The 12,085-nt window shown below is 48.3% G+C and carries 1 protein-coding gene (only partly in view); it reads right to left on the bottom strand.

Annotated elements, in window-relative coordinates:
• Positions 1 to 12,085, bottom strand: the beginning of a protein-coding gene (locus Q4488_RS08555) for a DUF4347 domain-containing protein (protein ID WP_303580055.1). Its footprint begins 25,757 nt before the window's first position; 12,085 of the gene's 37,842 nt are visible here — the first part of the coding sequence; its start codon is at positions 12,083 to 12,085; its stop codon lies off the left edge, out of view.

The following is a 12,085-nucleotide window of genomic DNA, read 5'->3' as shown; positions in this document are numbered from 1 at the left end:
CGATATGCGACGACCAAGTGGCCAGCTCGCCCAAGCCAATACTTAACTTGGTTTGATCCGACAAACTCTTAAAGTGATCAGATGTTGGCAACAAGCGCTGACCTTTATCGATCTCTTCCATCATTAGATCGGTGGTAGCGAAATCAGGGTGACTCATGCCCAGTACATGCCCCATCTCGTGCATTAATACCGTCAGTAAGTCGATGCCATCATAAACACCATCATCGGTGTCATCGCTCGCCGTTGCATCTAAATACCAAGTCGCACCGGCGGCATTATCATCCAGCGTGATGGTGTAATCCAATCCATTCGCACTGGTCGTTCTACCGACAACATTCCCACCAATGTCACCTACGGTCACCGTAATATTTTGTAAGTTGGTCAATGCTGCCGCTGGCAATACCTCTGTCCACCGAGCAATGGCTTCCGTTTTAAGTACGTCTATCGCCGTTACATCGGCTACTGCGTCAAGCGTCGCGCCGGTTCCCGCTATTGCCGCCGTCGTAACAATATCACCAAAGCCTTGAGATGATTTGAAGGCTGTCCACAACCCCTCTCCTGACGCAATTCCCTCTAAGCCTTTTGTTTCGAAGGTGCCATAAGCTTTAACCTCATGAAGGGTGCCGGATTCGTCGCTATATGAGTATGAGGTATAGTCGCCATCGGCGTCTGTCTGCAGTGCCGATTGAGTTACCTCTGCCGTGATCGAAGAAAAGTCGAGCACATCTGATGTGCCGCTGGAGAAAACCTGATCCTGACCAAATTTGTCATTAAAGGTAAAAGTGGTTTTAGCCAAATCCACCTTAAAGTCACTCACCACAGGGGCAGGCGAGGCTGAAAACAGCACCGTAAACTTACCATCAACCGCGCTACTAACCGCAACCGTGATACCCGTCAGCTCATCCAGTGCCGCTGTTATATTAGCAACGGTGCCAGCATTATCGGCACCCATAGCAAAAACCGCTGCCAAACGTGCGGGGGCGGGTGTCACACCCGCGGTTGTTTCAAAATTGGCAAATGACAAAGTGACTAATTCACCTTCATTAAAGGTGTTCGCCGTAAAATCTAGCTCAAACGAGGCGGGGTCAGTCGGATTTGCGCTTCTATCCACCAGATCCGTGACAACCACACCACCGCTATTATCGATAAAGACATCATTGCCTTCACCACTCTCTAAATTTTGGATATTTTTGTAGTTGGCAACAATGACCGAACCATCCAAAACCGTAACAATGGTCGACCCATTTTCTAGGTTCCCTGTAGCCAAGCTAACATTCGTCACAGCGGTATAGGCGGGGGTAATAAATTCAATATTAAAAGTGAAGTTACGTTGATCTTCTGCCAAGGCAGGGTCCGGCTGAGTCACATTGACCGTCAAGCCTGTAACCCCATTCAGTTCATCTTCAATCTGCTGCATCATCGCCGAATAATCGGTCAATGCTGGGATAACAGCGGTGACCAAGCCACTCGAACCATCGGGGTGATCAAAGCTAAGCGTAAACTCACCACCGCTGACCTGATTACCCAAAGTAATCTGATGAATGTAGTTTTGCTCAGTACCATCTAAGGGAGACTGCGCTGCCACCGCCGGTTGAACCGACGTATCGCTCGAAGCCGTTAAGTGGGTTGGAGTAAAGAGCAGCTGTGCGGGATTATCAAACCGATCTAGATTCAAGAAGGTGATCGCAAACTTACCCGCCGTCACATCATCGGGAGTTACGCCGACATTATTAGCCCCAAGGAATAATTCAAGCGCAGCTTTAATATTCGCGGCGGTCACAATGGCATTTGCTCCAACAGCAATATCCGCGGTGGTAAAGCCACCAACCGCCGAAGCATCACTTGAAGGTAACTCGAGGGTAAACTGGTCGCCCTCTACAGCATTAAGCACTAAAGACTGCTGCTCATTCCCTTGAGCTCGCAACGCGGTGCCCTGCGCTAAATCGATAGAATAGTCTGCACTTTGGCCTTCCAAACTCAGGGTATTACCGTTTTCATCGGATTCCCCCCCATCAATCGTATCGACACCCCCCTGACCAATGACAAAAATATTATCGTTACTGTTACCAACAAAGGTGTCATCACCGCTCGAACCGATCACTTTGGTAAAGCCTGCTACGGCATTATTAGACAGGTTATACTGCGAATCGGCAGCAACTGCTGAATTAATCAAGCCGGAAAGCGAACTCCAACGCTCGCCTAATACGGAAGTTGCACTGCCAAACAAAACTTTAGATTCGGCAATTTCCCCCCAAACGGGTACATCAACCGCGTCCCATAAGGTATAAGCAATCCCCGCAGTACCATCAACTGTGGCACCGATAACCTGACCTGTAGCATCAAGTTCAGTATCGTAATCTTCATAATTAAGCGTGATATCACCTTCAGAAGAGATGACGCCACGTAAACGAGCATCACCATGGAAAGTGAAGATATTATCACCACCACCGCCAACAATATTTTCAATACCCGTGGCAAAAACGTAGTTACCCAGCAAGATATCTTCGGACAACGGAATGCCAAATTGCTTCAATGCTGATCCGAATATCTCGTCACGGACCATAATGAAATTAGCACCAATCGATAGAAGGGGAACTTCAGCATCATCGCGACCAACACTGATAAGGTCGGTGAGTTCACTAATGTTATCGGTGGTAATTTCCCAAATATCATAATGCAGAGTGTTCTTAACATCTCCGCTACCCAACTGACCTTTAAGGCCATAACCGGCCTCAGAAAGATCTAAGGTATCAAAGAAATCACTGACACCTAGCACCTGGATATCCGGTGCTTCAATAACAGCCGCGGCGCCCCATAAACCACTAAACTTATAGGTATCGGCCCCCCAACCACCCGCAAGAATATGGATACCGGGAGCGACAACATTTTCTGAAAACAGTGAAGGTTCACCGTTGATTACCGTCGAAAGCACCGCATTTGCAACAAATTGTGCATAAGGGTTAGTAATTGAGTTTTCAATTAAGTTACCGCCAACCTCAAACACATTGCTGCCCAACGAGGCGTTGCCCAACGCTGCAATAGGGTTGAGTGTCGTATTTAAAGCGATGTTGACACCCGCGCCATAGGTCACATTATCGATGTTCTGAATACGGCCAGTAAAACCCGCCTGCTTGCCCAATAAACTGGTTAAAACCGTTTGCGTAAAATCGTCTTTTGCATAGCCCGTAATGGCATTCGCATTATCACCAATAACAAGATTATCCGTATCGCTAAGGCGAGTTGCCCCGGTAACTTCGAGTATCCAGGACTTAGTCTTACTACTATCCGGATTGACCGTAACGGTAATTTTATTGGCCCCTAAGGCCGCATTCAGAGCGCTCTGAATAGCGCCCTTGGTCGTATCATCATTTTGATTGACCGGAATATCCAGCGTACTGACGCCATTAACAGATAAACGGAAGGTCGTTAGAGACTGATCTACCAACGTAACACGTTGTTTTTCTGCCACACTACTCGCCGCGCTGCCATTGGCTATGGTCACGATATTAGCGGCTACACCCGGTGCAGCAACGGCGCTGGTTTTCACAATCGCTAAGTTTGAACCATCAACGATAAACGGCTGTTCAGCTGCGCTAAGATCAACCACCACTTCAACGACAAACTCATTACCCACGAAGGTGGCGGGTAAGGTATTGATAGCGGATGCAGTTAGGGCCGCGTTAATGTTCGTTAGTAGTGCGTTACTGTCAGCGTCATAATCAATTGGGCCGGTGGTCACCCCTCCAAAGCTGAGCGTGAATGTACCGCTAATAGCCTCACCGGCAACCACCGGCGGCAGGGTAAATTTATAAATTCGATTAGTCTCAACCAGAGAGGCATTGCTACTATCCGTGCGATCCAGATAGGCATCTATTTGCCCTACCTTCACCGGCGTTAAGGATTGATCGCTCGTGGCCGATGATAAACCATAGCCGGTGCCCCCCATCGATTCGACAATATGCGTCGCGGCAGGCGTCAGCTTAATACTGAAATTGTCGTCAACGAGGGTAACGACAGCCGTCGCCATACCCGCCAATTGGGTATTCAGTGCCGCTTCGATACGCCCACGCAGAGTATCGGCTGTCTCGCCTGTTTGTAGCGCAACATCCACATAGACAGAATCGGTGACTAGGCTATTATCAGCGAGGGCCTTCAAGTTGTATTTCAGGCCCACGATGCCCTGCGAGGCGCCGTTAATATTAAGAGTTTGAACCTCCTGACCATTGGTCGACTGACTGGTGACAGTCGATGTACCCATTACCGTTGAAAAAAGACTGTTCTTAGCCACGATGGATGCAACAGAGCCACCCGCAATACTAATAGTGAAGGGCCCCGTGCCCGTCACCGTCACGGTACCTGTTAAACTCGGTTGCTGATTAATAAGCTGCTGTAAGGCAGCCTCAATAGCATCCTTATCGGCATCCTGAGCTAAATCTACTGTTTTATAGGTACCAATGTATAAATTATAAGGATCAGGATTCACACCATGAGTAATCGTTAACGAATGTTCCTGCGGTGTCGTTGTTGTCGAAGGCGTTAAAACCAGATCAACCGCGGGTGCAGAAAGAGAAATATCCGTCAGCGTCGTCAGCGCTTTATCACCTTCGGCACGCCACCGCAGATCAAATGTTCCCGCCGTATCACCCGCCGTGACTAAAACGACTTTTGGTGTGCCGACAGGCAGTGCCATCGCGGCGTATATCGCGTTTTCAATACGCTGCGCTAGGGCAACATAATTAAGCGTTGTTACTGTTTCTTGAGTAAAGACCGCCACGCTACCTGACGCAGACGTCAGGACACCGGTAAACTCCACCATGTTATTCTGGTTCGTATAAGCAATGAGGTAGCCTCCCTCATTCTTAGTCACCGACACCACCTTGGAGCCCGCAGCCAAACCAAACTCGGTGGCTAATTGCGTGTTTATTTTATCCGCAATAGCCGTTGAATTATCGCTCGTTGCGGCGCCGGTGCTTAAACCGGTGATCGTTTGAATACCCGCAGCCGTGACATAGGTCAGATCAAAATTCGTCGAGTCGGTTACCAATAGCTGTTGCTGAACCGGCGGCGTCATATAGATAGGGGCCGTGGTGACCGTCGTCGCGTCCCCCTGTACGGTTAATGTAAAGCCGCCACGCTGAGCTTCTGGGATAGACAGACGTTGGACTTCAGCACCTCGATGGCCATCAACAACCGTATCAACCGCCACGGATGATTTAGAAGTTTCGGCTAAATTCACATACGAAATCTTGCTCAGATCCGCGAAATTCCCCCCCGATATATCAACAGTATTTTTGACGGCTAAATCAGGTGGTGTTAGCGACAAGAGGTCTATCAAGCCATCGACATTGAGTTGTGCGGATAGGGGTTTAAGCCCCGTACCCCCAATAATGGTGCCTTTAAACGTCGTATTACCCGAGATGGAGAACGTATTCGAATTAACGCCACCACGCACAATGGTATTTTCACCTACATCGGTAAAGACAAAGGTTTCAAAAATACTTTCACCCAGTAATTGATCAACAAGGCCCGATGCCTGAGCATCGGTGCTTAACGCCGTAGGCCTTGGCGCAACACGTTCGACGGTAAGCGAGAGTTGGCCGGTATTACCTTCTACCTTGCCCTTCGCCGCAGTCGTGGCTAATTCAAATGCACCGCTCACCGGAGCGGTATAACCTAAAGCAGAGCCATCTAGGTTCTTCAAAGCTTTTGTTAAGACCACATCACCCGGATTATTAAAGGTAATATTTAGCTTAGTTTGCGCCGCCGTGTTGCCAAAACGCGGCTCCTTAACGGTAACGGAGCCTTCACCCAGTAGCTCATTCAGCTTATTCTTCAGTTCAGTGATATTTGCCGCGTTGTTACCAGCAACAAACGTAATCTTATCGGTTATTTTGTGTACACCTTCTGTCACCGTGGTAACCACAGGTGCCACCGTTGCAGAAGTGACTTGCAACAGATCGACATCGACTAACTCTTTGTTGGTAAAAGTGATATTCCAGCTATTGGCTTTAAAGCTTTCATTGGTTGTTTCGGCGGTGATAGGCTCCCCATCAACCGTCACACCTGTCACCTTCACTGCAAGGTTTACTTGGCTGCCGGTAGACGATGTAAATTTCAACTTATTCAATTCGGTTTGAATTTTTACAGCGGTGGCTTTTACATCGACCTTACCGGTCGCTGCATTGGTCACAATTTCAATCGGTGTCGCGGTGGTTTTTAACGCATTAGCGCCGCCTGGATCGGTAAAGCTTAACTTAAAGGTTCCACTGGGCTGCTCTGCACCGGTAAAGGCCAATCGCTGCACTTCTTGAACCTTATAATCAAGCGCAAACTCACCTTCAGTGGTGCTACTGATAATGAGCGGCTGTACCTCTTTAACTGCTCCCGTTTGCTCAAAGTTAAAATTCAGCTCATCAGCGACCTGACTAAAATCGATATCCAATACATGGTCATTCGCGGTCAAAGTACTGGTATCGATGGTGACAGAATTGGTTTTACGTAACGCCTCTGGCACCGCAATAGCCGCTAACATGTCGGTTATCGACGCCGAACCAAAGATAAAGGTCGCGTCCGCATTAGGCGCCAAAATCGTCTCAAACGCGTGAATATTACCAGGCAAGCTACCATCGGCCAGAGTCGTTACACGGCCTTGTAAATTATTCGTCCCGGTTAAGCCGGTCACGTCGACGGACATATCCGTTACATCATTTTCACCCGGCGTTTTAAAGGTGATTTGCCACTCTTTCAGTACATCAGTAAAACTATCGGCGCGGACTTCTACCGTGTACTTCTGGACAAAATTACGCTTAAGTTTATTGAGCTCCGTCTGAATAGCTAAGCGCGTAGTTTCTTTTTGCTGATCGATCGACCCCGTCGTATCAATGGTAATAGGGCCGGTGGAATACTTACCAATGGTTAAGACAAAGCTACCTTCGGTGACGTTATTGAGTGTTAGTTGCTTCACCTCTCGAACCGAAGAGCCTTCAACGGTCGACCAGATGTCGGGTTTACCTTTAAGGGTTGTCGCGTTCGTGATGGTGACCGTATTTAGCCCACTGATTTCAGGGTTCAAGACGGTAATTTCAAATTTATTGCCGGCACCAGACACCACGACATTGGCAAATATTTGTGGACTATGATCGTTTAATTTTTGCTGAATCTGGGCAGCAATATCGTTAGGAGTAGAGCCGGATGCGATAGGCACGGTAATGGATACAGACTGGTTGGGCGTGTCTACCCCGGATACGGTTTTAGTATACTTGAAACCGAAGGTAAAGCTGCCCGACTCCGCTAAGCCGAGGTCGATATTAATTGAGCCGTTGGTGTGTTTAGTTATTAAATGAGTCGTCGCATCGACGCTATTAACACCCGGCACCACCGTACCGACCACCGGCGGCGTATAGGTTAGCCCCGTGGTACTGACAATCGTCATTAATGGAATATTCGTGTAGATCGGCTTTTTGAACTCAACATCAAAAGCACCGGTTCCTGACCCTGCAGATTTAACCGATACCAAATCACCGACGGGCGCTACGCCATTATCAGTCAAGAGTGTTCTAAGCACTGTTTCCAGCGCCGTTTTTATATTTTCCGCGGTTGCCGTCGTGGTAGTGCCCACTGATATTGAGATCGGTGCTGTCGTTTCAAAAGTACCATCAGGTTTAGGAAACTTATTCAGCTTTACGGTGAAATCGCCAGATTTAGCGCCTCCTAGGTATAGTCGCTGCACCTCATTAGCATTACCTTCACTGTTGACCCGCACCGTATTGGCGGTCAGTGCAAAATGACCCGACACATCACCAAATCCAGAAAGCGTTTTAGTCCAACTGGTTTTATCTTTAACGAAAGTGCCGGTACCCGCCAACAGGTTAGAACTGTTAAATAAGTAGGTCATCTCTTGGGTAACGTTAGAGAAGTCGAGTACATCACCACGCGCTTTTAAGCCTTCATCGGTGGTTTTATCGTCTTTACCTTTCTGACTTTCAATTACTTCATCTTGGCCCCAATCATTGATAAACACATAATGATCGTAGCCTTTACCACCAAGGAGGGTATCGTTACCTATGCCGCCATAGAGGACGTCATGACCGGTGCCACCCACGATACTGTCATCGCCCAAGCCACCACTGAGATGGTCATTACCCGCACCACCGTTGATAGCATCATCACCTAAGCCACCACTGATTCGGTCATTGCCTGCGCCGCCACTGAGGTTGTCATCACCTTCCCCGCCACCGATGGCATCATTGCCCAAACCGCCATAAAGGATATCGCCCTTCTCCGTGCCTGTCAGAATATCTTGGCCCGCACCACCATCCCAAACACGCCCAGTTTTTACACTGACAGCCTGAGTGTAATTATCGGAGAAGATGAGGTCATCGCCACTCCCGGTACCATTAACCAACAAACCAAAATCGCCTAAGACGGTCATGCTCTTAGTCGTACCCACGCCCGAATCGTCAGTACCTTTCAAACCGTCGATACGGTCGATACCACCTGCTTTTAAGCCTGTACTGGCAGCCGTCAGCTCGACTGCATCAATAGTGATGGTCTTAATTGTCGTTGTCAGGGTATAGCGATCTTCGGCAGTCGGTCCGCTGGAGGTATACTTCTTAATAATAGTAAGGGGGTCTGGGTTGGTTTCAGTTTCTGCACTTAAAACAACCGTCGCTTGAGTCGTCCCTCCTGAGGTTTTTTTCTCCTGACGAGCCTCCGCTATCAGCTTAATTTCTGGAATATTCATCCCAGCCGCTAACGATTGAAACGTAATCGTGAAGTCGTAAGGACTGGTACCCGTAGCCGTGCCTGTGCCGGTTACCTTGACCAGAGCGGCAGGAGTGGCAGCAGGGGTCGTCGGCGCTGTATTAGTCGACACAACCGGTGTCGCTTGTAGTAATAAGCCATTCAGCGCTTTAGTCATGTCTGCAGCAATAGCAGAAGCCGTGCCTGAGTTGCTAATCTCTATGGTTTCTACCCCACCCAGAGACAACCTAAAGCTGGTGATATTGGACAGTTCTTGGGCGACGGTCGGTGACGCTTTAACTTTTGGCACCGTCAGCTTTTGTACTTCATTAGTCGCTGCGGGGGTCGTGACACCATCAGCCGCATTTAAAATACCGGTGACCGCTTTATTAACGATACCTGTCGATGATTTACCCAGATCCACAACCACATCGTTAGTGTTGGTAGACTTATACTGAGAGTAATCGAGGATATTCACACCATCGGTTTTGGCGATCTTGGCACCAGCCACATAGACATCACCGGTCACCAAGCCTTCAGCCAAGCTACCGGTTGTCTTCGCGGTCAGAATCTTACCCTGCAAGGCATCTTGATCTTTGATAATGTAGGTATTTTTACCCTGACCACCAATGATGTTAGCCACATTATCTGCGTTGACAACATAGGTGTAAGTAATTGTTTTTAAGATGGGAGCTGCCGTCGTCCCAATATTAATTTGCTTCTCGACAACAGCCGTCACTTTCACTGAAGAGGTTATCGTCGTGACCGCCGGTGTACCGGTAGAGGTCGTGCTGACGCTATCCAACTCAAAGATTAAGTCGTGAGTGACCTCACGGAAATCTAACGTCCCTTTTTTGCTGGTCGATTGAGTATCATCAATAAAAAAGTTAACCGTTTCTGTCAGTGCTGGTGTCGTGTCCGGATAGAACTGCCCCCAATCATTATTAAACTTATAGGTGTTATCACCTAGACCGCCAACCACTTTTTCAACATTGATGGCATTTTTTACTGAGTGCGTACTGGCGGTGACATTTGCGCCTTGGAACACCTGCACGCCGTATTTCTCGGCCGATATTCGGTCAGTATCCGACACCTCAGATACCACCGGAATCGCCGTTGTTGTGGTCGTTGATAATGGTTTGGTCGATTTAACCGACGGATGAAACTCAACGGTGATAGCTTGAGTTAGCGCGGAAAAATCTAGCGCATCGGCATCACCGCCTTTAATCACCGTTAAGCCATCTTTGCTATCCGCTTGCTCGATAACCTGATCAGCGCCCCAGTTATCTTTAAACACATAACTGTCGCTTCCAGCCCCGCCCACTAGAGTCTGACTTCCGGCCCCACCGACGAGATAGTCTTCACCCGCTCCGGCAGCTACGGTCACATCAGTTAAGCCCGTCACATCAAATTTTTGATCGCCCTTATCGGCGGTAAATGAGGCAAATGATGCGGTAGTAAAGCCCGTTAACGTGTCGACCCCCTTAATGATATTGCCCGCCGACAGATTAACGTAATTGGTCAACGCCGTATTTGAAGCACCGGAGTTATACAACAGATCAATTTTGCCGCTGTAATTTGTATTCGCTCTAACAATATCGATGGGCGCGCCAACATCGTCGATAATAAGTCGGGTATTCCCAGTATCTAGGGCCTTACCGATCGATAATTTGCCAATCTCACCCGTACCGGTAGTCACCACTGCAACTGCGCTTTTAGTATCTAACTGGGTAGCAGCATCCGTGGCGGTAGGGTCGATCCCCATCACCGCATAGTCTTTAACCCATTTATAGGCATCATCACTCGATAAAGCGGTACCTTTTTTACTGATAGCGATGTGGGCGGAGGAGAGTGTGGATGTATCTAAAACATCTATTTTAGTCTGTAATTCAAGTTCGGTTTTATAACCAAGCCGGCCCACTTTAATATTCTTAATCGTGGCATCATCACCGTCGGCAAACTGAAAAGTACGTAACGTATTGGGTACGAGCGCACCCGTAGTTTCATTGATAGTCTGTGCCGTAATTTTAAACGGTGTGGTCGCAGTCTTCCCGGTCACAGTAATACGAATATCACTGCCAACATTAGTAAAGTTGATGGTATCAGTGCCTGCCGTCAGGATTACAGGGGTAGCCGTGCCATTTAACTCCCCTAAAGTCACCGATTTATCAACAGCTAACAGCCCGCTATACAGCGGATCATTGGAGGCAAACGAGAACTGTTCAGTCGACATCATATCTAGGGTATGGGTGACATAGCCTGACTCAGTTTCCAGTATCCAATCGCCACCGATAAAGCGATTCCCCGTCAGGTCATCAGACGCGGCAATATCGGCCTGTGTAGCACCCGCCAACCGGTCGACAAACGCAATACCCACCTCACCTTGAGCAACATTGCAGCCGTAGATCAGAATATCGCCATCTGATTTTAATGCTTTCCCCCAAGCTGCCAATTGTTGACGGTAACGCTCTAACGAAGCACTACCTAAAGAAGCCGTACCGAGACGCAGTAAACCGGTTGCGCCATGAGATAACACATGCAATGCGGCAATATCTTCATAAGCGGAAAGAATATCAGCCAGTTGTTCGACGCCATCACCTTCTGCATCTAGCAAAACAACCGTGACGCGCTCCGCCTGCGAACGAGCAACCGAGGCATCAACTAATTCATCGGTTCGCTCCGTATCCACTACTAACAATGCGTCAGCGCTATCCTGAGCAGGGTACCAATCTGCGACCATGGCATCACCTGCACTGGTCGCCTCTGTATGCCATTCAAGATCGCTACCCGCATCTCCCATAAAGGTGCTCAACAGTGCGCGATAATCCTCAACTGAACGGTCAATGACAACAAACTGATGACCACTCAACTGTTGAATATGTTGAATCGCAACCGCAGTCGGCAACACCTCGGCCTCACCCTCTGCACTCGGCTGCTCTTCAGCCTCTTTAGGCGGCAAGTCCGCCAATTTATCTAATTCTTCAGTAGCAACCTGTAGATCAGCTAAATTCAAGTTTTCAATATCAGCATGACTGTCGCTGTTCGTATCTGCATGCTTCAAATCATCATTGTGCTGACGAATCAATTGCAGTTCTTGTGTATTGTTCGCATCAGCTAAACCTGCATCGATAAGCTGTTCTACGACAACCTCTTCGTTCAGTAGCTCCGCACTTAATGCCAGCGGAGCCGCATCGGCCGATAACAGGTAGCGATTTTCCATCTGTTCCATCAGATACGTATTACGTCGTCGAGCAGTGATGCCTTGACTGCTCCAAATATATTGTCTTAAATTGCGGAATTTGTCATAGCGCATTCTGAGTAGACGATTGAATATATACGACAT

It is taken from the genome of Amphritea sp. 1_MG-2023, from assembly GCF_030547545.1.
In the GTDB taxonomy this organism is placed as follows: domain Bacteria; phylum Pseudomonadota; class Gammaproteobacteria; order Pseudomonadales; family Balneatricaceae; genus Amphritea.
The sequence above is the reverse complement of the archived record's forward strand: the minus strand, read 5'-3'. Positions and strand labels throughout refer to the sequence as shown.